Genomic DNA, 24030 nt, shown 5'->3' with positions numbered 1-24030 from the left:
GGAGCCTGCCCGCGAACTCATCCGAGCACGCCGACAAGCCGGCATACCCCCTGGCCGTGAATCAAAACAGGGGGTATGCCGCATTGCAAAACGTCCGGCTAACTGCGCAAACGCCTATCTAGGAGAGGGCGTTCGGATGACATCGCAATTCAACCCGTATGAGGGGAGATTGGGTGAATGTGTAGTAATTTTGTCGAAACAGTCGTTTTAAAGCTTACGAACGCAGGATTGAGGGCCTTTGGGGCCGGTTATGGACACGGGCGTCACTTCCGCCCCTCCTCGCCGTCGCTGCGGGCGGCGCTGGCCAGCAGGGCGCGGTAGAGGGCCCGGCGCACCGCGGGGTCCTCCACGTGGTCGGCGCTCTGGTGCACGGCGGCCAGCTGCTCCTCCGTGAGCGCGCGGGCCGTGCGCGCCGGGCGCACGAAGGACGGTGCCGGGCCGCCGGGCCGCGCGGGCTCCTCGCGGAAAGGGTGGCGGTTCTTCATGTCGCGGGTCGAGGGCAGTATCCGCAGCGCCTCCACGTCCTCGCCCTGTTCCTTGAACTTCATCTTCAGCAGCTCCTGGCGGTTGTCCAGCTCGGAGCGCACCATGCTGTCATCGCAGTACACGGCCAGCACCTTGCCCTCCACGGGCCCCTGCGTCTCGCTGCGCGGGCGGTCGAAGCGCCGCAGGTTGCCGCCTTGCTCGCCCGACATCACGTACACGCTGTTCGTGTGGTCGAGCACGAGGGCCGCCGAATCGCCGCCGAACACGACAGCGACGGCGTTTTTCCAAAGGTCGTTCACCTCGGCGAAGCGCAGCGCTTCGGCGCCGCCGGGGTTCTTCTCCTCCAACAGCGCCTTCAACCGGTCGAGGTCCGCCTTGAGCTTCCTCATCGCGCGCCCTCCCCCGCCGCCCCGTTCCGCGGCAGCTCCACCACGCGGGCGCGGGCGAGCAGGCCCTCGTCGAAGTAGGCGAGGTTCGCGGTGGTGATGAACGTTTGGATGTCCCCCTCGATGAACGATACGAGCGCGTTGCGGCGCCCGGCGTCGAGCTCGCTCATGACGTCGTCCAGCAAAAGCACGGGCTTCTGCCCCAGTATCTCTTGGATGAGCGCGGCCTCGGCCAGCTTGAACGCCAGCACGATGGAGCGCTGCTGGCCCTGGCTTCCGTAGAGCGCCGCGTTGCGGCCGGCGACGAAGAACTCCACATAGTCGGCGTGGGGACCCACGAGCGCCCGCCGTCGGGCGCGCTCCTCGTCGCGGCGGCGGGCGATCTCGGCCTGGAGCCGGCCGCGCGCCTCGTCGCGCCCGAAGGCGAACGTGGCCGGGAGGTCCGGGTCGTGGGGTTCCCACGACGGCACGTAGCCCATCCGCAGCTCCTCGCGGCCGTCGGCGATGGCGGCGTAGTAGTCGGCCACGCGGGGCGCCAGCTTCTCCACGAGTGCGGAGCGGTAGCACGCCAGCTGGGCGCCGCACGTCACGAGCGTCTCGTTGACGCTCGCCACGAGCTCGGGCGGCGCGTCGTCCTTCAACAGGCGGTTTTTATAACGCACCACCTTCTCGTAGTCCTTCTTTATGACGTAGTGGTTCGCCGAGAGCTGCGAGCCCAACGCATCGAGGGCGGCGCGTTTCACCGCGGACGCCCCTTTCGCCAGCTCCAGGTCGTCGGGCGTGAACGTCACGGAGGGGACGAGCCCCTTGAGGTCGGCCGTGCGCTTCCCCTTCCCGTTCAGCAGGTAGCGTTTCTTCCCCTCGCTCACCTGGAGCGAAAGCGCGAGTTCCCGACTGCCGTCGGTCACGTCCGCATCGAGCCGCGCGAACCCGGCGCCTTGTCGCACCATCTGATCCAAAGAGGGGCGGCGGAACGACTGCAGCGCCGTGAGCAGCTGGACGCCTTCCACCACGTTCGTCTTCCCCACGGCGTTCGGGCCCACGAGCACGGTCAGCGGGCCCAGGCCCGCCAACTCGAAGGACTCGTAGTTCCTGAAGTTGCGAAACGCTATGCGTTCGATGCGCAGGTCCATGGGGCGAAGGGGCGCGGCGGCGCGCCTAGGCGATGCGCACCGGCATGACGAGGTACAGGAAGTTCTCCGGCTCGGCGGCCTTGAAGATGCCCGGCTTGAGCGACGACTGCACCTCCAGGAACACCTCGTCGGTGCCCACGGCGGCCAGGCCGTCCAGCAGGTAGGCGTAGTTGAAGGCTATCTCCACGTCCTCGCCCTCGCCGGCGCATGCGATGGTCTCCTGCGCCGAGCCCACGTCCTGGGCCACGGACGAGAGCTGCGTGGTCTGCGAGGCTATGTTGATGTCGAAGCGCACGGGCGACGAGGCCTGGCCGAGCAGCGACGCGCGCTTCACGCCGGCAACGAGGTGCTCGACCGGCATGCTCACGCGGGTGCTGTGGGAGTCGGGCAGCAGCTGGCGGTAGTTCGGGAAGTTGCCCTCGATGCGGCGGTTCACGAACACCGTATCCTGGTAGGTCACGACGATCTGGTTCTCGGCGAGCGCGAACGACACGGGCCCGTCGGTCTTCGGTAGGGCGGCGATGTCCTGCAGGAACGTGCCGGCGATGACGGCCTGGAACTCCTCGCCCGCGTACTCGGGCAGCTCCGCCTCGGTGATGGCCAGGCGGTACGAGTCAGTGGCCACCATCTTCAAGCGCCCGTCCTCGATGGTGATGAGCACGCCGGTGAGGATGGCGCGGCTCTCGTCCTTCGACACCACGCGCGCCACCCGGCGCACCATAGAGGCGAACTGGGCGAACGGGATGTCCACACGCTGGGTCACGTCCACGTGCGGGAAGGCGGGGAAATCGTCGGGGTTGAGCGCCTTGATGGAGAACGAGGCCGTGTCGCAGGTGATGACGGCGTTCTCCTCGTCGGCCTCCACGTGCACGGCGGCGTCGGGGAGGTTCTTCACGATGTCGGCGAACAGCTTGCCGGGCACGACCGCGCGGCCGGGCTGCTCCACGAGGGCGGCCACCGTATACTGGACGGACAGCTCGAGGTCCGTCGTCTGCAACGTGAGGGAGTCGTTGTCTGCCTCCAAGAGCACGCCGGAGAGGATGGGGAGCGTCGAGCGCGTGGCCACGCCCTTGAGCACCACGCTCAAGGCGTTCTGGAGTTCCGATTGGTTGATGCTGAATTTCAAGGCGTTCCCTTTCTCTCACCTATGCGCGTGCGCAGTTCCATCCAGTATGGCAAACATCATGTCCCGTTGCGCTGCCATTATAAATTCTCCCGCTTATTTTGCCGATCGGTTTCGGCCGCCTGCGGCGCACCCGCCGCGATTCTTCTCTTTAAAGGTCTTCCTTTAATTTATCTGAGTTTTTAATAATGATAATAATAAGGACGGTGGATTTGTGGATAACTCACATCGCCCCTCTTCAACATCCCTTTTTATTGCCATTTCTTACGTGGAGGGTACGTACCCTCCCTCAACATCTTTTATCGCTTTCATTATCTTTCCCAAGCGAACCGGTGGTTTTCATCAAGTTGCCAGTCATCTTTCAGTCATCTTTCCGCCGAACGATCGTTCGTGCTTTGCCCGCTCGCGGCTTCGGGGTTCCATGAAGACCTCCAAGCCCGAATGTTTCACATGAAACATTCACATTAATCCGGAGGGGACGTCCAGGCAGATTGCCTATGTTTCACGTGAAACATAGGCAATGATCAGGCAGGTGAATTCAGACGAACCGATTGTGTTGTGTGCGAACCGCGACTAACGTGCCAAGGTCAGCCGTGCCCACCATCACGATGTTTCACGTGAAACATTCAGCAGGGTCTCGCTTTCCCTCTGCTCCCCCTGCTTTCCCGCGGTCTATGGGAGCCTATATCTCGCGGATAAGCTGCTTCAGCGTTTCCAGTTCCTCGCGCAGCTCGCGGCTCTCTTTCATCTTCTCCTCCACGTTGGTCACCGAGTACATGACGGTGGAGTGGTCGCGGTTGAACTTCTTGCCGATGTCGTTGAACGGCAGGTCGAGCATCTGCCGCGACAGGTAGATGGCGATCTGCCGCGCGTAGATGATGTTGCGCGTGCGCTTCTTCCCCACCAGGTCGGCGTGGCTCACCTTGTAGAACGTCTCCACTTCCTTCTGGATGTCGGCGATGGTCAGCCGCTTCGACGGACCGCCCGAGAAGTGGTTCTCCAGCAGGCTGCGCACGTCGTCCAGGCTCAGGTCGGGCTGGTTGAAGAACGTCATCTGGTAGATCACCTTCGTCACGGCGCTCTTCAGCTCGCGGATGTTGGAACTGGAGCTCTCTGCGATATACATCTGTATGTCGTCGGGGATGGCGAAGCTGGCTTTTCCCTCGGTGGCCCGGTACTCGTCCACGAAGCTCTTCACGATACCGAGCTTCGTCTCTATCTCGGGCGGCTGGATATCGAACGTGCCGCCGGAGTTGAAGCGGCTCTTGTAGCGCTCGTCGATGTCGATGTTCTTCGGCGCGCGGTCGGCCGAGAGCACCACCTGGCGTCCTTGTCCGGTGAGCTTGTTGAATATCTGGAATACGATGTCGAGCGTCTGCTTCTTGCCCTGCAGGTACTGCACGTCGTCGATGAGCAGGACATCGGCTTCCTCGTAGCGCGTCTTGAAGTTCTTGTAGCTGGATTTCTCCTTGTCGTGCGCGGCGCTCGCCTCCATGTAGTCGGAGAGCAGCTCGGCCGAGTCCACGTAGATGGTGGAGAGGTTGGGCATGGTCTCGTGCACGTAGTTCTGGATGGCGCGGAGCAGGTGCGTCTTGCCGAGGCCCGACTTCCCGTAGATGAACAGGGGGTTCAGATGGGCCTTGCCCGGCATCTCGGCCACGGCCACGGCCATGGAGTACGCCATGCGGTTCGAATCGCCGATGACGAAGTTCTCGAACGTGAGCGTGGACGTGGGCCTGTCGGGCCCGTCCGTCTCGTCCTCGTCGTAGGGGTCGCCTTCCAGCTCCTCGCAGCCGCGTGCCTCGTAGGCGGCTGCAGCGTGGGCGGCGCGGGGCGCCTGCTCGGTTGCGGTCTGTTGGACGGCAGGTTGGACGACGGCGGGCTCACCCGCCGTCGCATGCCCGCCATCGCTTGCGGGCGTTCCCGTTGCCGCACCGGCCGACGTCGCCGGGGCGGCCGGTGCGCCTGCTGTCGAAGCGCCAGTCGCCGGAGCCGGGGCGGCAGGGTTGGCTCTGGCCGCTTCCGCCGCGATGTCCACCTCGATGAGCACCGTGAACGCCGTGCGGTACAAATCCATGAGCGCCTGCTTGATGAAGTCGACGTAGTGCCGCTCGATCCAGGTCTTGATGAAATCGTTGTCGGCCGTGAGCATGAGGAAATCCTCGCTCATCGCCTGGGGCTGCAGCCGCGAGAAGAAGGCGTTGATCTGCGAAGGGTCTATGTTGTTGTAGCTTTTGACCTGGTCGCACACTGCGCGCCAGACTTGCTCGAGCTTTTCGCTTTCCATGGCATTCCTCTCGTGAGGAGGTTTCACTTACGGTAGTTCGGACGGTCGGCCCGCTCGGCCGCCGCCCGACGCGGCGGGCATCCGTCCCTTCGTGGCGATTATAGCGAATTCGCCACGTGGAAGCCCAGATCGGTCAGAATGCGCTTCTGTCCGGCGGTCTTCTCTATGAGGCCGGCCTCCTCCAGCTTGGAGAGCGTCACGTACGTGCTCGACTGGGGCACGCCGGTGAGCCGCGCCAAGTCGGTGACGCCCAGGGCGCCCTCGCTCAAGAAGATGGGCAGGAAGTCGCGCTCGCGTTGCGAGAGCGGCGGCAGGGGCGGCATCGCCGGCTGCGGTGCGCGTCCCCCCTTGCCGCCCATGGCAGGTCGACGCAGGTCATAAGGTGATTCCTGCGCGGAGGCAGCTGCCGGCTCCTCGTTGCTTTTCAGGCTGATGGTGACCACCGCGCCGGTACCCAGGTTGTCCTCGATCGAGATGGTGCCGTGCGAGAAGTCCAGGTATTCCTTCACGATGGGAAGACCCGACCCGACACCGCGGATATAGTGCTTCATCGGCTCGATAGCCGACGTGAAGCCGGGCAGCTGCGCCTTGTCCTTCATCATGATCCCCGGCCCTTGGTCGGCGAACCTGATGGTGTTCCCCTCGTCAAGGATGGAGACGATGATCTCGGCGAACCGCGCATGTATGAAGTTCTCCGACACCTCGCGGATAACGGTGTAGGGAATCGTGCCGCCCGCCATCTTCGCTTGCTCGTAGATTTTCGAAGCGAGGTGCTCGATGAAGTCCGCCGTGGGCGCTGGCTGGATCTCGGTGATGCGCGGCGCGCTGCGGAGGTCGTCGTACTGTGCTATGCGCGCAACGGTCTGCACATAGGTATAGTCGAACGGACCGGCGCTGCCATCAGCGGGTTCATTGCCTTGGTTTGAATGTTCAATCTGGTCGTTCAATGGTGTTCCGTTTTTCAGATTCGATATTCAGCATTTTTCAAAGATATTCAACGGCATTGTACCTTTTTTTCATGCGCGAATCTATTCACCTGCGGAATTCATGGATTGAATTTGCTTTCATTCATCTTCGGATGAAAATGAAAGCAATGACGAAGAGGGCTTTTCAGGGTTTTCAACATTTTATTCAGAAAAAGTGGAAAACCGCGAACGAGGTTGAATGAAGGATTCTGGAAAACGTTGAAAAGCGCCTGAATTGTTGAAATTTCCGTTGACTTGCGAGAGAAAAAGGTTTCCCCAGATGGGATTCATCTACTCTTGTGAATGGTGTCGATTCGGTGTAAGGAACATAGCGATACGGCAACTTCTGTAAATAATTCGTACGGTGACTCGGTAAGAAATACCTGATCAAGAGCTTGTTTAATAAGAGTGGAAACCAAAATGGCTGATAGGGCCTTTGTAAATTCCTTTTAAACGCACTCTTGACAAACGGCTGTCATTAGAGATTTCCACAATGGTCGCCGAATGAAACTGCAGTTTTCCCCATTTTCCACAATCTTACGGTTACTTCGCGCACTAATCTTGATCGGCATTGTTGGGAAAAAGCAAGGGCGGGTGTCCTATCATGGGTTTTCCCCTTTCAAGAGTTGTGAACATGGCATGGAGGTGAACAGGTGTTCTTTCCTTAAGTGGAAAACCCGGTTCGGGCGGGCCTCATGACTCCGTTGTTTCCGAAGGGCCCCTCCTTCGATTTATTGCCGCTGCTTTAGGGAAAAGCGCTTGACGGCACAGCAACATGATATATACTTTGGAAGTTGCTCTTGAAAGTATCGAAAGGGAAATGACCATGAAGCGCACGTATCAACCTAACACGCGCAAGCGCGCCAAGTGCCACGGCTTCCGTGCCCGCATGTCGACGAAGGGCGGCCGCGCCGTCCTGTCTGCTCGTCGCGCCAAGGGACGCAAGCGCCTCTGCGTGTAACCAGGGGTTCTGGGTTGGAGACCATAAAATCCAACACGGAGATATCGTCCCTGTTTACCCACGGCAAGCGTTTGCACACGCCTTACCTCACGTTCATCGTGGTACGCAACGAAAAGCAGCACGACCCATCCGGTCGTGCTGCTTTTATTGCTGGGAAGAAACTGGGGAACGCGGTGTGGAGGAACAGCGCCAAACGGCGCATGCGGGCGGTATGTCGCGAACTTGGCGGCCCTTGGAGGGGCTACGATGTGATTTTCCTCGCAAAGTCGAACATCGTGCGGGCGTCTTATAGTAAAGTGCTAGCAGCATGTGACGATACGTTGAAGCGAGCCGGGGTGCGATGAGGTTCACGCGATGGGGACGATCTCCGATTTCATAAAACACCTGCCCTGCAAGACTGCGGTGTTTATGATCACGTTCTACCGCGCGGCCATCTCTCCGCTTTTTCCCTCGTGCTGCCGTTTCACGCCAACTTGCTCTGAGTACGGGATCATCGCGTTTCGGCGCTACGGGTTCTGGAAGGGGCTGAAGCTGACGGTGAAGCGGATTCTGCGATGCCGTCCGGGAGGCCCTCACGGATACGACCCCGTCCCTTGATCGAGAGGATCGTGCGGCTTCTTTGGTATATAGGAAGGAAAAAGCTACATGTGGGACGCATTTAAAGATCTGATATTCCAGATCATCCAGTTCTTCTACGACTTCTGCAGGGACTGGGGCCTGGCGATCATCATCGTCACGGTCATCTTCCGCGTGCTTATCTCGCCGCTTATGCACAAGCAGACGAAGTCTTCTTTCCAGATGCAGAAGGTTCAGCCTCTGATGAAGGAAATCCAGACGAAGTACGCCGATGATCCGCAGCGGCAGCAGGAGGAGATGCAGAAGCTCTACGCCGAGGTGAAGTTCAACCCTCTGGCCGGCTGCCTGCCCATGCTTTTGCAAATGCCCATCTTCATGGCCTTGTTCCAGGTGCTTTCCGAGATGGGTGCCCGTACCGAGGGCTCCACGTACGAGTTCTATAACTTGGTTCCCAGCCTCGTCGAGCGGCCTTCCGAGGCGTTCGCCCAGGGTTTTGGAACATTTGTTCCCTATTTGATTCTTATGGTGGTGTTCGCCGGCGCCACGTTCCTCCCCATGGTGCTGCAGCAGATGAACAACAAGGACAGCGCACAGCGCAAGCAGATGGTGATCATGTCTGCGGTCATGAGCGTGTTCATGCTGTGGATCAGCTGGAGCTCTCCGGCCGGCGTTCTGCTGTTCTGGGGCGCCTCCTCGCTCATCGGCCTTGGCCAGCAGCAGATCTCCATGCGCATCATGAAGAAGCGCGATGCGGAGGCTGCCGAGACCATCGAGGTGAAGCCGATCGAGGTCGACGTCACGCGCAAGGTCAAGAAGCCTCGTCCGACGAAGAAGCGCTAGGCCTCGCGCCGATTGTTTCACGTGAAACAATGAGGTTTGGAGGATCGGTTTCCCCCGCCTCATTTGGGTTGCCTATCGAAGGAGTCTGCCATGGCTGATGAAATTATCGAAGAGAAGCAGGGCGCTGGGGAAACCGTGGGGGAACCGGTCGAGCTGACTGACGAGGAGCTCGACCGTATTGCCGACACGGCCATTGCGGCGCTGCAGGATATTCTCAAGTACTTCAACGTCGGTGAAGTGACGATCGACGAGTACGAGGGAGACGAAGGCGAGCTTATTCTCGATATCACGGGTGACGATCTTGCGGTGCTCATCGGCCGCCATGGCAAGACGCTCGATGCTTTGCAATTCCTGGTATCCGCCATCACGGTCCGCACGATAGGGTATCGCTACCCGGTCGTCGTCGATATCGAGGGCTACAAGGGGCGCCAGCGTCAGAAGCTAGAGTCCATCGCCCGCTCTTCCGCCAACCGCGCAGCCAGCCAGAACCGCAGCATAAAGCTTCGTCCGATGACGCCTTACGAGCGACGCATCGTTCATATCACGTTGCGGGACGATGATCGCGTGGAAACCGCTTCAGAGGGCGAGGGAAGCGCCCGGCACGTCGTGATCCTTCCTCGTTAATTGAAAGCCTCCCTTAAGGGAGGCTTTTTTATAGGTGATGTTTCACGTGAAACATTCTCCATGATGGTACACTTTGTGTGAAAACTCACCCAGCATCGAAGGACCGCCCATGCAGCACGAAGAACTCATCGATCTTTATTTGGAGAAGATCCTTGAAGCGAATGAAAAAACGAACCTCACGCGCATCTCATCGCTTGACGAAGCCCGTAAACTTCATATAGAAGACTCGCTTGCCGGACTCGAGGAGTTAAATAAGGCCCCTGAAGGTTTGTACGGCGATCTTGGGAGCGGCGGCGGCTTCCCCGGCGTTCCTTTAGCGCTTGAATCAGGGAGGAAGACCGTTCTTGTAGATTCCGTTCAGAAGAAGATGGCTATCGTCGGTTCAGTTCTTTCAGAGCTTGGGATAGCCGAGCAGGTATCGACCTATGGTGGCCGTATCGAAGATCTGGCGCATGAGCGCCCCTGTGCGTTCACGGCGTTGACAGCACGCGCCCTTTCTAAGCTGTCGGTTCTCATGGAATTGGCAAGCCCTTTGCTTGTGAACGGCGGCCTGTTGATCTGTTATAAGGCAAACGTACAAGAAGAAGAATGGGAGCATGTGCTTTCGTTGCAAGAAAAGCTCGGCATGCGCCTGTATTCCGATAGAACGCTCACGCTAAGCGATGGTGAAACATCTCGAAGGATCATAACCTTCGAGAAAACAGGCCGTCCTAAGCTGAAACTACCCCGTCATGTCGGTTTTGCACAAAAGAAGCCGCTTTAGCAAAGAATGTTTCACGTGAAACATTCGAAATGTTCGCGCGATTGCAAACGATGATGTTTCACGTGAAACATCATCGTTTGTTCCTGACTTCTGAAAGAGGGATGGACCAAAGATCGTTCCTCCGGCGCTCGACCTCTTGGTGGATGGTCTCGCACACGCCTTCAAAATTGTCCCAGATATAAGAATTTGGAAACCGTAGTTCTTTGATCCCCTCCATTTCCAGGTAAGTGGTTCGTATCTCGTCGTATTTTCGGTGGTGCTCCTCGTAATGCTGGGATCCATCGAGTTCTATGCTCAACCGGGCTTTTCTGCAATAGAAATCAACGATGTAGGGACCTACGAGGATTTGGTTGGAGAACCGGACTGGGTATTCACGAAGGAAGCGAAACCAGAGTATCTTTTCTGCTTCAGTCATATTTCTTCTCATATATCTCGCCCGTTCAGCTAGACGGGAGCGCGCGGCACGATTCATCGACACCTTCTTAGGTTGAATGACTTCATTATTTTGATCATAACGCCGCAACCTTGCCAAGGAACCGTATTTTGACCGTCTGCCAGTCGCCTGGACCTTGCATGAATGCAGCATGCCCGCCGTCTAGACCTTGCACTTATCAAACAGGGTTCTTGCATGGATCTTGCAAGAACCCTGTCAATCCGCCGCTTGAGTGTTTCACGTGAAACACAAACAAGGTATACTAGCTTCAATGCTCTTGAAAGGGGGCCTTTTGTGGGACTGTTCGATAGTCTGAAACGTGATAGAAAAGCAGCCGAGACTGTCAAATCAAATGAAGAACCCATCGTTATCGAGAATACGACGTACGAGGACGATATCGTCATAGAGGATATCGAGGTAGTCGAGCGTGAAGTTGTTCCCGAGGTGGAAAAGGATATACCCCTTAAACCTATCAAGTCTTTCAAGGACAAGGCGCCGGTAAAGCATGTGGTGGGCCAGACGAAGGTCATGGCGATCATCAACCAGAAAGGCGGCGTCGGGAAATCGACGACGGCAATCAACCTCTCTGCTGCGCTCGGTGAGATGGGCAAGCAGGTGCTTTTGGTCGATCTTGATCCGCAGGGTAATTCCTCGAGCGGGCTCGGCATTGAGAAGAGTCGCGTCGAGCATTGCGTCTACGATGTGCTGTTGAACGATGTACCGGTAGAGGATGTCATCATTCCCGATGTGTGCGAAGGATTGGACGTCATTCCTGCCACTATCAACCTGGCCGGTGCTGAAGTCGAGCTGGTTGCCGAGATGGCGCGCGAGAACCGCCTGCGCGACTCGGTTGGTTCTCTGCGTGGTAAATACGATTACGTATTCATCGATTGCCCTCCCTCGCTTGGCTTGCTGACGGTGAATGCCCTCGTGGCCGCCGACAAGCTGCTCATCCCCATCCAATGCGAGTTCTATGCGCTGGAAGGTGTGACAAAACTCCTCGATTCGATGAAACGTGTCAAAACGCGCCTTAATCCGTCGTTGGATATTTTCGGTGTGCTGTTGACGATGTACGACGGCAGAACCACGCTTTCAAAGCAGGTTGTCGAAGAGGTGCGCAATTATTTCGGCAAAATTGTTTTTGACACGCTTATTCCACGTACCGTCAAGCTTTCCGAGGCCCCGAGCTTCGGGCAACCAATAACACAGTACGATCCGTCCGGTAAAGGCGCCCAGTCGTACGTTGATCTTGCAAAGGAAGTGATAAACCGTGGCTAAATCGACGAAAAGCGGATTAGGACGCGGTCTGAATTCGTTGTTGGGCGGCTCTTACGAGGAAGCAGTTCCTCCGGAGCCGGCAAAACCGGCGCCTCGGGTTATCATCGAAGCGGAAGAGCTCAACGAGCCGGTGAAGCGCCCGCTTTCGGTTCCTTCTTCTGTCGAAGTGCCGGCTCCTCCGGTTGAACCACAGAATACAAGCGTCCCTGCTGACAACTTCATCAAGGACGAGGACCATGTGACTATAAAGAGCGTGGTGCAGCGCCGAACCGACGAGGTGCCGCTTGAATCGGTATCGCCGAATCCCGACCAGCCGCGAACGAACTTCAAGCAAGAGGAGATAGAGGAGCTTGCGACCTCTATCCAAAAAGACGGGCTTCTTCAACCTATTCTCGTAAGGCCGGTCGGTTCTAACAAGTACCAGATCATCGCTGGAGAGCGTCGATGGCAGGCATGTCGTTCGATCGGTATGAAAATCGTTCCTATCCGCATCAAAGAAGCGGATGACGACAAGGCGCTCGAGCTGGCTTTGGTGGAGAATATCCAACGTTCCGACTTGAATCCCATCGAGGAAGCATACGGCTACCGTCGAATGATGGAGCGCCGCAACCTGACGCAGTCGGAAGTCGCCCAGGCGATGTCGAAGGGACGTTCGACGGTCGCCAATGCGCTGCGCCTTCTGGAGCTTCCCGAAGAAGCCCAGCAACTGTTGTTCGAGGAGAAGATCACGGCAGGCCACGCACGCGCAATCTTGTCCATCCCTTCTAAGGAAGGGAGACTGAAGCTCACCCAGAAGCTGGTGGAGGAAAAGCTGTCGGTGAGGGAAACCGAAGCAATTGCTCGCTTGCTTGCCGGTAAGAAGAGCGCAGACTCTGCCCAAATGCGCCAGCCGACGCCGAAATCGTTCAAAACCGTGGCGAAGGCACTGAGGGATGTCCTACACACGAACGTCCGGGTAAAAACCGTGCAGGGCAAGAATAAGATTGAGATCGAGTTCAAGGATGAAGAAGAGCTTGAGAAGTTGTTCGAGGAATTGATTGCATCGACTTCGTAATGTTTCACGTGAAACACTTCAGATTCGAGAAAGAGCGCCCTTCATAGGCGCTCTTTTTATGAGGTGAGATTGGAGTGTTTCACGTGAAACACTCAGCGATGTTTCACAGCGTTCTTCAATTGGCCGCATGCGCCGGCGATATCGCTTCCACGCGAATGCCGTATGGTTGTCTCTATGCCGCTTCTGTTAAGGGTCAGGTACCAGTGGTTCATTGTCGGGGCCTTGCTGGGGGAAAATTCTGATTCTTCGATTTCGTTCAAGGGGATGAGATTGACGTGGCAGAGCAACCCTGTGCAAAACTCTATAAGAGCTTTCAGGTCTTCCTCGTTGTCGTTAACGCGGTTCATCATGGCATACTCAAGGGTGGCGCGCCTGTTCGTACGCTCGATGTATTTAAGAAGCACCGTTTTAAGCTTGCCAAGTCCATAGTTCGCAACACCCGGCATGATTTTGTCGCGCGTACGCTGAATTGCCGCATGGAGCGACACCGCAAGGGTGAACTGTTCGGGCTCGGTGCCAAGGCGGTCGATACCAGAGAGGATACCGCAGGTGGAAAGCGTGATGTGCCGTGCCCCGATATTCAAAAGCTTTTCGTCGTTAAGGATGTGCAGGGCGTTTAATGTTTGCTCGTAATTGAGGAAAGGCTCTCCTTGTCCCATAACCACAACATTGGAGACGCGCTCTCCCATCCGTGTCTGGGCAATCAGAATCTGATCGACTATTTCTCCAGCCGAGAGATTGCGGGTGAAGCCTTCTTTGCCCGTGGCGCAGAAAGTGCATCCCATGGCGCATCCAGCCTGCGTGGAGCAGCACACTGTGAGCCTGCCATCAGACGAGGGTATGGCGACCGTCTCGACACGCGCCCCATCGTGATAGGAGATCACATATTTGGCTGTCCCGTCTTGAGAGGTTTGGGAATCGATGACAGCGGGAGTGAACAGGGGGTAGTCGGCGGACAGCTGCACGCGTAAGGTTTGAGGGAGGTTCGTCATCTCGTCATAGCTGCCCACGTGGTGCAGGTATAGCCATTCGTACAGCTGCTTTGCCCTGAAGGATGGTTGGCCGAGATCCTTCATGAGCTGCTTGAGGTTATTGAGTGAATATGTTTTGATGGGTTTTATCATGGCCGCATTATATCTCATCACGGTTGTTTGAAATGTTTCACGTGAAACATTGCTATACTCAGCAAGCTATTGGCTATTCAACGAAAGAAGGTTCGTTTCATGGTTGCATGCGTTGACCCCCAGCATTGCCATGTTGCGCTGCTCGTAGGCGGCATCAGCGGGGAGCGTGAAGTATCGCTCGCGTCGGGCGAAGGAGCCCATCAGGCTTTGACGGAGGCAGGTTTTCAGGTGACGACGCTTGATCCTGCTGATAAAGACGACCTGAAAACGCTTATCGACGGAGGATTCGATGTGGCATTCATCTGCTTGCACGGCAAGTATGGGGAAGATGGAACGCTGCAGGGAATGCTCGAGATGATCGGGCTTCCTTATATTGGCTCGGGTGTTTGGTCGAGCGCCCTTGCCATGGACAAGGTGAAGTCTAAGGTTTTCTACCAGGCAGCCGGAATTTCGACGCCTCCATCGATCACGCTGGGTGTCAACGACACTGTCGACGTTGAGGAGATCGTCGGCAGCCTTGGGGAACGTTGCGTGGTAAAGCCTGCTACGGAAGGAAGCGCTCTAGGCGTTTTTATCGTCGAGGGGCACGATGCTATCCAGGAAGCGATCGAAAAAGCCCGAGAGCTCGATAATGAGATATTGGTTGAACGCTATATAAAAGGTAAGGAGCTGACCGTGGCTGTTATCGGCAACGATAACCCGCGAGCCCTTCCGATTATCGAGATCGTTCCGGTAAACGACTTCTATGATTACGAAGCGAAATACAAGCCAGGTGCTTCGCAGCATCTTTGTCCGGCGCCTCTGTCGGAGGAGACGACGAGGCAGATTCAGAATATGGCGGTGCAAGCGCATAAAGCCCTCGAATGTGCAGGCGTTTCGCGATCGGACTTCATTTTGGATGACGAAGGGGACTGGTGGATACTCGAGACGAACACCATCCCGGGCATGACGGGCACCTCGCTGCTTCCTGATGCAGCACGGGCCGCCGGAATATCGTTTCCCGAACTATGCACGATGCTGATCGAATTCGCGCTGGAGAAGAAATAGGCAGCGCGGAGGTTGAGCTAGTAGAGAACTCGATGTTTCACGTGAAACATCGAGAAATAATAGGCATGAGTAAACAATAGCCGATTGTTTCACGTGAAACAATCGGCTATTTCAATAACAGGTTACCAAGAATGTTTCACGTGAAACATCTGAGGGGCGTTAGAAAACCCCGCAAGATTTCAGTCCGAACAGAGCAAGCGCAACCACGGCAAGTATGAACACCCAGCTGACCACATAGCAGCCTTTGTTCCCTTTGCGTCCTTGCTCGATGAGCTTCTCCGACATCTTGCGGCGGCCCTTCATGATCACCGTGCCCGGCTTCTTGGTTGGTAGGGGCACTGTTTTCGCGGGCGACCAAGTGCCGTTGCTCTCGAGTATCTGCTTGACACCCTGCTCGCCAAGATCGACTTCGGGGCGGATTCCCTCCATCAGGCGCTTCGCAATGTTATCTGCAAACGTGTTGAAGGCCTGCTCGTGTTCCGGCGAGAAGCAGAGGACGGCAGCTTCGCCCCAATATTCGCCCGGCTCCGGGCTGTCGGTGAAAGCAACGAAAGAGAGCAGCGCCTTGATCTTCCAATCGCGAGCATGAAGCACGCGGAGCCGCCTCGTCGTGTCCGCATCGAAGAAAGCGACGCGGTTGCCGAAACGGTTTACCATCCAGGCTACCGCTGTTCCCTCTTCTGTGACGAATTCCACGTCGAAAAGGTCGCCGACAAGGTTGTCGGCTCCAAGCAGTACTGCAGCGTCTTTTTTGGACGGCGTATCGAAGCGTGCGTAAAATCCAGTGTAGGTGGTTTCCATGGTATCCCCTCGAGCGGTTCAGGTGCAGAATCAAGTGTACCATGAATGTTTCACGTGAAACATTTCTGAGGTTGGATGGGCTTTTACCCGGGCAAGGGCGTTTCAGTTTGTGCGAACAGTTGAGAGATGGTAGGCTGATCGTTATGGAAAAGCACAGCGAGCAGGCGCATGGTATCCTGCAAACCTTTATAAGCGATGGGACGCCTGCAGCTATCGAGGCGCGTTACGCTTCGCTGCCGGCAATCGCCGCTGAAAGCGATTTCGGGGATCTTGATCGCAATATCGTGGTCGTCGACACCGAGACGACAGGATTCTCGTTCAATCACGACGAGCTGACGCAGATCGCTGCCGCCCGCATGGAGCAGGGGAGGATCGTCGACTGGTTCATCACGTTCGTGAACCCGGGAAAGCCTATCCCGGAAGACGTCGCCTACTTGACCGATATCCACGACGAGGACGTGGCGGATGCGCCACTTCCATCCGAGGCCTTATCTGAACTGGCGGAATTCGTGGGGGACGCGAAAATCGTCGCGCACAATGCCGAGTTCGACCGCACGTTCACCACCCGGCATCCCAGTGGCTACCCGCTGCTGGAGAACACATGGATCGATTCGCTCGACCTTGCGCGCATCGCGCTCCCGCGTTTGAAGTCGCACCGTCTGCTCGATTTGGTGAAGGCGTTCGGCGCCCCGCTCTCGACGCATCGGGCCGATGCCGATGTCGAGGCCACCTGTTCCATCTTCCGCATCCTCTTGGCGGCTGTCGGAACGATGCCCGTGCCGCTCGTGCGCGAGATCGCGCGCATGGCGATGCCCGAGCAATGGCCAACCCAGGTCGTGTTCGATTATTTCGCTGGCAAAAGCGGCGATGATAGTATCATATGCGCAGGTCAAACGAACGAATTGGAAAAACCAGCATCCGAGGCAGCACGCCAGCGCTTCTCGCTGCGCGCCCTGCGCCGTGAACGTGTGGCGAAGTTCGACCGCAAGCCGAAGACGGATGCCGATGCCATAGCGGCCGACCCCCTCCGCGATCTGGCATTCCCCTCTGACGAGGAGATCACTGCCGCTTTCGCCGCCGAAGGGCTGGTGGGAGGACTCTATCGCGACTTCGAGCCGCGCGCCGAGCAGCTGGCAATGGCCGAGGCCGTGCGTGCCGCTTTCGCCGCTTCCGAAAACCTCATGGTGGAGGCCGGTACGGGTGTGGGAAAGTCTATGGCGTACCTGGTTCCGGCAGCGCTGACGGCCCGCAAGAACAATATCGCCGTGGGTATTGCGACGAAGACCAACGCCCTGCTCGACCAGCTTGTCTACCATGAGCTGCCGGCGCTGGGCACCGCGCTTGCCGAGGCGGGGATCACCGGTGGAAATGCTCCGTGCGATAATGCTGATGCCCCTGGTGAGGGCGCTGAAGGGCTCACCTATGCCGCGCTCAAGGGATTCTCCCATTATCCGTGCCTGCGGAAGATCGACCGCTTGGCCGTCGAAGGACCGGGCATGTGCCTTGTTGCCGGCAAGGAGCAGTCGCAGGCACCTGCGCTCGCCGCGCTGCTCTCGTACATCGAGCAGACCGAGTACGACGACATGGACGGCTTGAAGATCGACTACCGCACGCTCCCACGTTTCGCCATCACCACGACCAGCCACGATTGCCTGCGCCGTAAGTGTCCCTATTTCGGCACGTCGTGTTTCGTGCACGGCGCCCGCCGCCGCGCCGAGAGCGCGGATATCGTGGTAACGAACCACAGCCTGCTGTTCTGCGACCTGGCTGCCGACGGGGGGTTGCTGCCGCCGATACGCTACTGGGTGGTTGACGAGGCTCATGGAGCCGAAGTCGAAGCCCGCCGCGCCTTCTCGCTGGCCCTGTCTGCCGAGGATATCCTGCGCCTGACCACCCGCGTATCTGCCGAGGAGACATCGCGCAACGTGTTTCTGCGCGCCGAGCGCCGCGTGGTTGCGCCGGAAAACGGCGAGGGCGCCGTGCTGTTCTATGCCCTCACCGGCAAAGCGCGCGCAGCAGGCAAGGCCTACGGCGAAGCCGCCCGCGAGTTCACCGCCCACTTGAAGGACCTGCTGTTCTTCGATGCGAACAAGCGCGGAAAGGCCTATGATTACGTGGAGCTGTGGCTCAACGACGGCATCAGGCGCAGTGAGACGTTCGAGCGGGTGGCATCGCTTGGCCGCATGATGGCCGCGGCGGCGGAGAAGCTTGTCACTCCGTGCCAGGAACTGGTGGGCTACCTGGAGGACGTTGACGGTGCCGCTGACGTGCAGCGCGAGATAGCCTCTCTTGCCATGGAGCTGAAAGACCAGATCAGGGCTGTAGAACTGATTCTCGTGCAAGCGCCCGACGGCTATGCCTACGCGGCATCGCTCTGCCGCAAGAGCGACAAGGCCACCGACAAGCTGGAGGCCCTGCTGCTCAACGTGGGCGATGCGATGAACGAGACGCTGTACGCGCGCACTCATTCCGTGGTGTACGCCAGCGCCACGTTGGCGGTGGACGAGAAGTTCGACGCCTTCGAAGCGGCCCTTGGCTTGAACGCCGGCGAGCTGTCACGCTGCCGCGCGTGCAAGCTGGACTCGAGCTACGACTTCGACGCGCATATGACGGTGTATGTAGCCTCGGACATGCCCGAGCCGAACGACCCTGCCTACTTGGAGCGTTTGCAGGGGCTGCTCGTGGATGTGCACCGCGCGCAGCAAGGTTCGATGCTTACCCTGTTCACGAACCGCCGCGAGATGGAACGCTGCTTCGACGTGGTGCAGCCGGCGATCAAGACCGATGACCTGCGCCTCGTGTGCCAGAAGTGGGGCGTGTCGGTCAAGGGCCTGCGCGATGACTTCCTTGCAGACGAGCATCTGTCGTTGTTCGCGCTCAAGAGCTTCTGGGAAGGCTTCGACGCACCGGGCGCCACGCTCAAGGGCGTGGTCATACCGAAGCTGCCGTTCTCGAAGCCCACGGACCCGCTCTCGTGCGAGCGTGCCGCTCGCGACGACCAGGCATGGAGGCGCTACGTGCTGCCACAGGCCGTGCTGGAGACGAAGCAGGCGGCCGGCCGCCTCATCCGCAAGGCGGACGACCGCGGCGTGCTCATCTTGGCGGACAAGCGCCTGGTGACGAAGGGGTACGGCAAGGCGTTCCTGAACTCGCTGCCCAGCCGCACCATCAAGGTATGCACGTGCGCCGAGATCGTGGCGGAGCTTTCAGCGGCCGCAAACGACGGGTCGCACGCCTGACGGGCGGCGGTTCCCGCGGAGCCGATGCATGGGTAAGCGAAACGACAAGCTGGGGCGGGCCGCCCACATCAAGCGGCATACGGTGGGCACGTCGAACGAAATCTCGTTCAGTGTGCTCGACGCTGCCAAAAACGAGCTGGAGGGCGATGTCGGCAAGGACGCCGCCTCGCGCCCGTCCCGGTTCGGGCATATATCCCTGTTCACCTTGCCGCTTCGTCGGAAGAAGAACATCGCCACCCCCACGAAGGAACGCGGCCTGCTGCTCTCGAGCGGGGAGTTCGCCTCGGCGGAGAACCCCTCTCCTGCCTCTTCTTTGGGAACGGTGGATGTCGGCTCTCCGAAGTCGGGCGCTGCGGGGCCGGGCGCGCCGCCTCCGGGCGCGCCGCGTAAAACGGCTGCTGCCGGCGCGGCGACGCCGGTCTCGGGAACCGTTTCCCCCGCCAAGTCCGTCCCCTCGAAGCCGGCTCGTTCTCCCGAGGAGGAGATCGCCCTTCGCAAAGCCCGCCGCCGTCTTCATCGCATGCTGGCGGCGAGCCTCGTCGTCGTGGTGGGCCTCTGCCTTGCCGGTGCGGGAGGATGGTACCTTTACCAGGACCATCAACGGCATATGAGCCAGGTGGCCCAACTCGACGAGGCACTCGACCTTATCAGGGAGGCCGACGAGACGGTGGTGGCCCTGGACGGGATCGTGGCGAATCCGCTCGATGCCGGTTCCCTGGCCAAAGCCGACGACGTGCTCGCAAAGCTTCCCGGTGCGCTCGCGCAGCTTGAGGAGGCCGATGCCGCCGCCCGCCGCGTGTCGGTCGACCTGCGGGAATCCGAGGACAAGGAGGCGGCGAACCAGACCGTTGCCGCCACGAGCGCGCGAACCGCGCTGATCGAGAGCGGCCGGCAGATCGTCGGGCAGGCGCAGCGCGCGGACGAGGCCGCCCGAGCCGTGAGGGAGGCGTGGCAGGGGGTTGTCGATGCGGACGCGCTCGCCCGCGATGCCGCCGCCTTGGTGGCCAACACCACGGCCGAGCACGTGACGGCCTCCAAAGACAAGACCAACGCGGCCGCCGCCGCCTTCACCGACGCCCAGGCGGCACTCGAAGAGCTTGCCGCCACGTACGATGACGTCGATCTGGCGGGCCTGCTCGGCTACGTGGCAAAGCGCATCGAGGCTATGGGCTACGCGCTGGCGTCCGACGATGCGTTCCTGGCGAAGAACAAGGAAGAGGCCGTTTCCCAGAACGACGCTTACAACCGTGCGGACGCCGACGCCGCGGCGTTGGCCGCCGCCCTTCCCGACGATGTGGCGCAGCTGGTTTTCGAAGCGTACGAGCAGGCAACCGACCCGTTTTTCGAGACCTATTCAACGGCTCGTTCACAAGCTGGAGCTGCGGATGCGTTTCTTCGTGATTATTTGGGAACCACTAGCAAATAGCGTATACTAGCAGCATATATGCCTAGCAGGATGTCACTAGATCGTGAGCGAAAGGCAAAGGGTATGCCGGAAATTCTAGACCACGTTGCATATTTGTCGCAGCAAATAGGCCCGCGTCCTGCCGGAACGGAAGAAGAACAGCAGGCTGCGCTGTATATCACCGAGCAGATGCAGAAGGAAGCCGGCTTGTCGGCCGTCATCGAGGATTTCAGCGGTGCGGGAAGCGCCGACGCGCCCCGCGCGATCTGCTGCGGCGCCACCCTGGTCGTGGCCGTGTTGGCGCTGTTCCTGTCCGTCATGGCCATCCCGGCCCTCATCGTGTCCTTGATCGCCCTGTTGCTGCTGGTTGCCGAGGTGCTCGACCGCCCGGTGCTGTCCAAGGCCTTCGCGCGCGGGGTCAGCCAGAACGTCGTGGCGAAGTACGAGCCCGGCTACACGGCCGAGGCGGGCGGCTCGCGCCGACGCAAGATCATTCTCGTGGCCCGTTACGACAGCGGCAAGGTGCGCTCCGAGCTGAAGCAGCCGTTCCTGTCGGCGCTGCCGGTGCTTCGCTGGGTGAACCTCGGCGCGATGGTGGCCGTCCCGCTGCTGCTCGTCCTGCGGGCGACGTTGTTCCTCCATGCCACCGGCACCACCGAGATCGTGCTCAACGTGCTCATGGCCATCGTGCTGGTTTTCGTGGCGCTGCCGGTTCTGGAGGCGGCCGCGCACAAGTTCGCCGCCTACAACGAGGCCGCGAACTGCAACGCCTCGGGCGTCTCCGTGCTGCTCGACGTGGCGCGCCGGGTGGGCCGCGGAAGGGTGAGCGAGGCCGAGCTGGCCGCGCGCGCCGAAGGGGCTGCCATCCATGGCGAGGAGGCCGCTCGTGCGGCCGGCCTCGTGCCCGAGGGCGTGGAGATCGTCTATGCGGCCTCCAACGTGAAGCCTCCCGAGCCCGCCCCCCAGAGCGAGGCCGCGCGCCTGGCGGCCGCGAAGGCCGCCGTTGCCGCGCTCACGGGCAAGCCGGTGAGCGGGCGCCTGTCGACCGACCTGGCCGAGAACCTCGTCCAGGTGAAGGAGCCCCCGCTGCCGAGCCCGACCGACGTCGACTTCCAGGCGCAGCGCGGCGAAACCCGTGAGGCGTTCACCACCATTCCCGCCGAGACGGTGCAGGCGGCGCTCGCAAACGCCGAAGCTGCCGCCTTGAGCGGGGCCGAAGCAGCCGCGGCCGCGGCTGCGGGCATTCCGGCGCCCTTCCCGGCCCCGTCCGCGCCCGCTGCCGAGCCCGTTTCGAGCGACGGCGTGCCGGATTGGTTCAAGAAGGCACAGGAGAAGGCCAAGAAGCCCGTCGACAACAAGCAGGTGCACCGTTCGCGCTATGCCGACGCCCTCGATGCCGCCCTCGGCGACAACGCGGAAGGCGCCTCCGAGGAGCCCTCCGCCCCGCTGTCCGACATGGAAGCGCGCCTGCAGACCATGCGCGAGGGCATCATGGAGGTCAAGGCGCCGCAGGCGAGCCGCGCGGACGAATCCACGGCGGAAGGGCAGGCGGAGGCGCTTGCGAGCACCGTTACCATCACGGTGGACGGCGGCGCCGCCGAAACGGCCCCCGCGCAGGCCTCGACGGCTGTGCCGGAGGTGCGCTTCGAGACGCCCGATGGAACGGCCGCTCCCGACGCCGGCGCTACCTGCGCCATGCCGCCGATCGACGTGAGCGCGCTGCGCCTCGGCGACGTGCCGCCCGTGGGGGACGTGCCCATGCCCTCGTTCCTCGACCCGGCGAAGGCCCAGGCCGAGAAGCTTGAGGAGCGCGGAGAGGTGAATCGCACCGCGAACCGCGTCGACGTGACGGCCGCGCCTATCGGCGACAGCGGGCGCATCGATCTTCAGCCGACGCAGGACGCCCTGTCGACGCAGGCCGCCTGTGTGTCTGCCCCTGCGTCCCCTGCAGATGGCGAGGGTGCTCCTGCCCTGCAGCGTCGTCCCATCGTCCTGCCCGATATCGGCGTGGCGGCGGCCAACTTGACGCCCATCACCGAGCTGCCCAAGCAGCGTGCGCCGCTCGCCGAGGCCGAGACGTCAGGCAAGAGCGCGGCCAAGAGCCTGCTCACCATGCTTCCGTCCATCGAGCCCGCATCGAATGCCGTCGCTCCCGCAGCCGACGCCGCCGTTCCTGCGGCCCCGGCTCCCCAACGCCCCGACCTGCGCGCCGCGCTTCCCTCGCTGTCCGGCGCCATCGCGCGTCCCGACGATGCCGCCGTGAGCACGGCCGGCGCCTTCGTTCCGGCCGGCGCCACCGGCGCATTCGCCCCGGTGGGCGACGAACTGCTCGAGAACGTCGATCCCGACGACATCTACGTGGACGATGCCGATGACTCCGCCTATGAGGGCGAGTACACCGAAACGGGCGCCTTCGCGGGCACCGGCTACGTGGAAATGCCGAAGTCGCGCGCACACCGCTTCCTCGACAAGCTGCGCTTCCGCAAGCGCAAGGAGGAAGAGGAGCCCACGCCGCAAGAATGGCTCGAAGTCGACGAGACGTTCGATGCCCGCACCGCCGGCGCGGCGCGCGGCGGCTGGGAGAGCTTCCGCGAGGACCAGAACGCCGCCCCGGACTACTACGAGGAGACGTACGAGGACGATGCCTACGTCGATGACGGAGAAGAGGACTCCTACCTGGCTCCCTTGGCGGGGAAGAGCCCCGAGGACACGTTCGCGGGCGTCACGAGCACCGCTCCCGTCGCCGATTTCGCCGATGACGATTTCTCGCTCGACGACGTGGACGAGTACGAGGACGACGCGTTCCGCTCCGATGCCGGCCGGCGTTGGAACGGCGGCGGATTCTCGCGCTTGCGCATGGGCCGTGCCAACGACGTGGCGCCCGAGGAGCTGAACCACGAGGAAGACCTGCTGGCCGCTCATCCCGACGAGCTGGCGACGCCCCCCGAGCTCAAGGAGATCTACCAGTTCCGCAACCCCGACATCAACACCGAGGTGTGGTTCGTGGCGCTGGGCTCCGAGCTGGCACAGCACGGCGGCATGCACGCGTTCCTCGCCGAGCACAGCCAGGACCTGCGCGGCTCCATCATCATCGATATTGACGCGTTGGGAGCGGGCGAGCTCTGCATGATCGAGCGCGAGGGGATGTATCGCAAGGTCAAGGCATCCTCCCGTATGAAGCGTTACACGAAGAAGGCATCGCAGGCCACCGGCCTGTCGATTGGCACCGCGTCTATCATGTGGGAGGACAGTGCGGCTTCGGTTGCCATCAAGCAGGGTTTCCAGGCTATGCACCTTGCCGGTATGGATGGCGCGAAACCGGCGTTCTTCGCCCAGGGCGACGACGTTCTCGAGAGTATCGACGAGGAAACTTTGAACAACAATGCGGAATTCGTTATGGAGTTGTTGAAGAATATATAAAGGCGCATCGGCATCCCCGGTGCGCCTGCATCGCGGTACCGTATAATGGCGGCCGTGTATTGCTCGTAAGATTTCTTGAATCTCG

Annotated in this window: 20 protein-coding genes; 12 read left to right on the top strand and 8 right to left on the bottom strand. The window is 60.1% G+C overall.

The window, feature by feature from the left end:
* Window positions 1–263: 263 nt before the first annotated feature.
* The 5 genes from C1877_RS14485 to C1877_RS14465 all read right to left on the bottom strand — a co-directional run bounded on the left by C1877_RS14485 (window position 264) and on the right by C1877_RS14465 (window position 6362).
* Window positions 264–875: a phosphoadenosine phosphosulfate sulfotransferase gene (locus C1877_RS14485; protein WP_114569475.1), complete on the bottom strand. Its 612-nt coding sequence runs from the start codon at window positions 873–875 to the stop codon at window positions 264–266.
* Complete coding sequence (gene recF, locus C1877_RS14480) at window positions 872–2005, bottom strand: DNA replication/repair protein RecF (protein ID WP_114569474.1); 1134 nt, start codon at window positions 2003–2005, stop codon at window positions 872–874. Before recF ends, C1877_RS14485 begins: the two co-directional genes overlap by 4 nt.
* Before the next feature lie 25 nt (window positions 2006–2030).
* Entirely contained in the window at window positions 2031–3131 is a 1101-nt protein-coding gene (gene dnaN / locus C1877_RS14475; protein ID WP_041239171.1) for a DNA polymerase III subunit beta, read from the bottom strand.
* A gap of 679 nt (window positions 3132–3810) precedes the next feature.
* Window positions 3811–5415: a chromosomal replication initiator protein DnaA gene (dnaA, locus tag C1877_RS14470; RefSeq protein ID WP_114569473.1), complete on the bottom strand. Its 1605-nt coding sequence runs from the start codon at window positions 5413–5415 to the stop codon at window positions 3811–3813.
* A gap of 98 nt (window positions 5416–5513) precedes the next feature.
* Window positions 5514–6362 carry an ATP-binding protein gene (locus C1877_RS14465; RefSeq protein WP_181813865.1) on the bottom strand — a complete coding sequence of 283 codons (849 nt, stop codon included), beginning with the start codon at window positions 6360–6362 and terminating at the stop codon, window positions 5514–5516.
* Window positions 6363–7206: 844 nt separating this feature from the next.
* On the opposite strand from C1877_RS14465, the gene rpmH reads away from it, so the two are divergent.
* The 6 genes from rpmH to rsmG all read left to right on the top strand — a co-directional run bounded on the left by rpmH (window position 7207) and on the right by rsmG (window position 10144).
* The gene (rpmH, locus tag C1877_RS14460) at window positions 7207–7341 is read left to right on the top strand and encodes a 50S ribosomal protein L34 (protein ID WP_041239173.1); all 135 of its coding nucleotides are present in this window, start codon (window positions 7207–7209) and stop codon (window positions 7339–7341) included.
* A gap of 14 nt (window positions 7342–7355) precedes the next feature.
* Window positions 7356–7685 carry a ribonuclease P protein component gene (gene rnpA / locus C1877_RS14455; protein ID WP_083808949.1) on the top strand — a complete coding sequence of 110 codons (330 nt, stop codon included), beginning with the start codon at window positions 7356–7358 and terminating at the stop codon, window positions 7683–7685.
* A gap of 10 nt (window positions 7686–7695) precedes the next feature.
* Window positions 7696–7938: a membrane protein insertion efficiency factor YidD gene (gene yidD / locus C1877_RS14450; RefSeq protein WP_015539276.1), complete on the top strand. Its 243-nt coding sequence runs from the start codon at window positions 7696–7698 to the stop codon at window positions 7936–7938.
* A gap of 48 nt (window positions 7939–7986) precedes the next feature.
* Entirely contained in the window at window positions 7987–8757 is a 771-nt protein-coding gene (locus C1877_RS14445; protein WP_114569472.1) for a YidC/Oxa1 family membrane protein insertase, read from the top strand.
* A 90-nt stretch (window positions 8758–8847) separates the two neighbouring features.
* Entirely contained in the window at window positions 8848–9381 is a 534-nt protein-coding gene (locus C1877_RS14440) for a Jag family protein (protein ID WP_114569471.1), read from the top strand.
* A gap of 109 nt (window positions 9382–9490) precedes the next feature.
* Window positions 9491–10144, top strand: a complete 654-nt coding sequence (gene rsmG, locus C1877_RS14435; RefSeq protein WP_114569470.1) for a 16S rRNA (guanine(527)-N(7))-methyltransferase RsmG — start codon at window positions 9491–9493, stop codon at window positions 10142–10144.
* A 70-nt stretch (window positions 10145–10214) separates the two neighbouring features.
* On the opposite strand, the gene C1877_RS14430 is transcribed toward rsmG, so the two are convergent.
* Complete coding sequence (locus C1877_RS14430) at window positions 10215–10616, bottom strand: endonuclease domain-containing protein (RefSeq protein WP_041239174.1); 402 nt, start codon at window positions 10614–10616, stop codon at window positions 10215–10217.
* A 255-nt stretch (window positions 10617–10871) separates the two neighbouring features.
* On the opposite strand from C1877_RS14430, the gene C1877_RS14425 reads away from it, so the two are divergent.
* A complete protein-coding gene (locus C1877_RS14425; RefSeq protein ID WP_390213224.1) occupies window positions 10872–11855 on the top strand; it encodes a ParA family protein in 984 nt (327 codons plus the stop codon).
* The gene (locus tag C1877_RS14420; RefSeq protein ID WP_041239175.1) at window positions 11848–12909 is read left to right on the top strand and encodes a ParB/RepB/Spo0J family partition protein; all 1062 of its coding nucleotides are present in this window, start codon (window positions 11848–11850) and stop codon (window positions 12907–12909) included. Before C1877_RS14425 ends, C1877_RS14420 begins: the two co-directional genes overlap by 8 nt.
* Before the next feature lie 92 nt (window positions 12910–13001).
* Here C1877_RS14420 and rlmN read toward each other — a convergent pair whose 3' ends face one another.
* On the bottom strand, window positions 13002–14033 hold the full coding sequence (gene rlmN / locus C1877_RS14415; RefSeq protein WP_114569478.1) for a dual-specificity RNA methyltransferase RlmN: 1032 nt from the start codon (window positions 14031–14033) through the stop codon (window positions 13002–13004).
* Window positions 14034–14132: 99 nt separating this feature from the next.
* Here rlmN and C1877_RS14410 point away from each other — a divergent pair, with 99 nt between their 5' ends.
* Window positions 14133–15080, top strand: coding sequence for a D-alanine--D-alanine ligase family protein (locus C1877_RS14410; protein WP_114569469.1), 948 nt, complete (start codon window positions 14133–14135; stop codon window positions 15078–15080).
* A 159-nt stretch (window positions 15081–15239) separates the two neighbouring features.
* Here the strand turns inward: C1877_RS14410 and C1877_RS14405 are convergent, their stop codons facing one another.
* Window positions 15240–15881, bottom strand: coding sequence for a YfjI family protein (locus C1877_RS14405; protein ID WP_015539285.1), 642 nt, complete (start codon window positions 15879–15881; stop codon window positions 15240–15242).
* Between the two features lie 143 nt (window positions 15882–16024).
* On the opposite strand from C1877_RS14405, the gene C1877_RS14400 reads away from it, so the two are divergent.
* The 3 genes from C1877_RS14400 (at window position 16025) to C1877_RS14390 (ending at window position 23945) form a co-directional block, all read left to right on the top strand.
* Window positions 16025–19120 carry a helicase C-terminal domain-containing protein gene (locus C1877_RS14400; protein ID WP_015539286.1) on the top strand — a complete coding sequence of 1032 codons (3096 nt, stop codon included), beginning with the start codon at window positions 16025–16027 and terminating at the stop codon, window positions 19118–19120.
* 28 nt (window positions 19121–19148) lie between these two features.
* Window positions 19149–20546 (top strand): type IV pilus inner membrane component PilO, encoded by a 1398-nt coding sequence (locus C1877_RS14395; RefSeq protein WP_015539287.1) that lies wholly within the window; start codon window positions 19149–19151, stop codon window positions 20544–20546.
* A gap of 186 nt (window positions 20547–20732) precedes the next feature.
* On the top strand, window positions 20733–23945 hold the full coding sequence (locus C1877_RS14390) for an aminopeptidase (RefSeq protein ID WP_244909870.1): 3213 nt from the start codon (window positions 20733–20735) through the stop codon (window positions 23943–23945).
* Window positions 23946–24030 lie beyond the last annotated feature (85 nt).

The sequence above is a fragment of the Gordonibacter pamelaeae genome, from assembly GCF_003340385.1.
GTDB classification, from domain to species: Bacteria; Actinomycetota; Coriobacteriia; order Coriobacteriales; family Eggerthellaceae; genus Gordonibacter; species Gordonibacter pamelaeae.
The sequence above is the reverse complement of the archived record's forward strand: the minus strand, read 5'-3'. Positions and strand labels throughout refer to the sequence as shown.

Bases quoted from the DNA above. Each gene is read 5' to 3' on its own strand.
- dnaA (WP_114569473.1), bottom strand. From the start codon at position 5,415: ATGGAAAGCGAAAAGCTCGAGCAAGTCTGGCGCGCAGTGTGCGACCAG.
- C1877_RS14395 (WP_015539287.1), top strand. From the start codon at position 19,149: ATGGGTAAGCGAAACGACAAGCTGGGGCGGGCCGCCCACATCAAGCGG.
- C1877_RS14400 (WP_015539286.1), top strand. From the start codon at position 16,025: ATGGAAAAGCACAGCGAGCAGGCGCATGGTATCCTGCAAACCTTTATA.
- C1877_RS14405 (WP_015539285.1), bottom strand. From the start codon at position 15,881: ATGGAAACCACCTACACTGGATTTTACGCACGCTTCGATACGCCGTCC.
- C1877_RS14410 (WP_114569469.1), top strand. From the start codon at position 14,133: ATGGTTGCATGCGTTGACCCCCAGCATTGCCATGTTGCGCTGCTCGTA.
- rpmH (WP_041239173.1), top strand. From the start codon at position 7,207: ATGAAGCGCACGTATCAACCTAACACGCGCAAGCGCGCCAAGTGCCAC.
- C1877_RS14430 (WP_041239174.1), bottom strand. From the start codon at position 10,616: ATGAATCGTGCCGCGCGCTCCCGTCTAGCTGAACGGGCGAGATATATG.
- yidD (WP_015539276.1), top strand. From the start codon at position 7,696: ATGGGGACGATCTCCGATTTCATAAAACACCTGCCCTGCAAGACTGCG.
- rlmN (WP_114569478.1), bottom strand. From the start codon at position 14,033: ATGATAAAACCCATCAAAACATATTCACTCAATAACCTCAAGCAGCTC.
- recF (WP_114569474.1), bottom strand. From the start codon at position 2,005: ATGGACCTGCGCATCGAACGCATAGCGTTTCGCAACTTCAGGAACTAC.
- C1877_RS14445 (WP_114569472.1), top strand. From the start codon at position 7,987: ATGTGGGACGCATTTAAAGATCTGATATTCCAGATCATCCAGTTCTTC.
- C1877_RS14440 (WP_114569471.1), top strand. From the start codon at position 8,848: ATGGCTGATGAAATTATCGAAGAGAAGCAGGGCGCTGGGGAAACCGTG.
- rsmG (WP_114569470.1), top strand. From the start codon at position 9,491: ATGCAGCACGAAGAACTCATCGATCTTTATTTGGAGAAGATCCTTGAA.
- C1877_RS14485 (WP_114569475.1), bottom strand. From the start codon at position 875: ATGAGGAAGCTCAAGGCGGACCTCGACCGGTTGAAGGCGCTGTTGGAG.